1 protein-coding gene is annotated in these 731 nt (G+C 50.1%); it reads left to right on the forward strand.

Going from position 1 to position 731, the window contains the following annotated elements:
- Window positions 1-33: 33 nt before the first annotated feature.
- Window positions 34-408, forward strand: coding sequence for a hypothetical protein (locus tag ACOCD2_RS23790; protein WP_293650704.1), 375 nt, complete (start codon window positions 34-36; stop codon window positions 406-408).
- Window positions 409-731 lie beyond the last annotated feature (323 nt).

Consider the following 731-nt stretch of genomic DNA (forward strand, 5'->3'; position numbering starts at 1 on the left):
TGAAACTCTAAACTCTAGTTAAGAGGGTATAAAATGAAAACAACGGTGAAAATTGACGCGTTAAAGACGCTAATGGAACCCGATCTGCGGAACCTTGGGATCGAAACGTTCCCCATCCAGCTGGGCAACGAAGAGTGGATAACGCTGGATGGGATCGAGAACCTGGAAAACGCTGAATGGATTGGCATTACGAGTAGCCCTAACCAACGCCGGGGGTTGATGATGCGCCGCAAGGGGTTACAGGCAGACAGTTGGACCCAAGGCTGGGTGTCCGATAATGTACCGCCTTGGCCGGCCATCATGTGGTTTAAGGTGGAGGAAGGAACAATTAAAGACATCGGATTGTATGGTGAACCCGGCATAGGGTTTGGAATGGTGTTTGTTGCAAAGAGAGCCTCGACGTTTTGAGTGGAATTCACCTTGGAACTTGTGGCAGTGTATCCGGTAAATCAGCAATGAGGAGCCGGTATGGCTGGCAGCGGTCGAGTAGATGGGCGTATCTCGCCAGACGCTCTATCGCTATGTCGGCCCGGACGGTGAGTTAAGGGAATACGGTAAACAAGTGCCGGGTGAATAAGCAGAGTGATTTTATGCAGGAATTTACTGTTTGAGGTGGATCCGCGAGGGCGAAACCGTAAGTTTCTGTTCAAATGCCTCCGCTAGTCCAATTTGGTTCTTCCGTTAATATTGATGTTGTTTCAATCCACCCCCGCCTTTTCAGGCGAGGGAAC

It is taken from the genome of Thiolapillus sp., assembly GCF_048562965.1.
GTDB lineage: Bacteria > Pseudomonadota > Gammaproteobacteria > Chromatiales > Chromatiaceae > Thiolapillus > Thiolapillus brandeum_A.

Bases quoted from the DNA above. Each gene is read 5' to 3' on its own strand.
- ACOCD2_RS23790 (WP_293650704.1), top strand. From the start codon at position 34: ATGAAAACAACGGTGAAAATTGACGCGTTAAAGACGCTAATGGAACCC.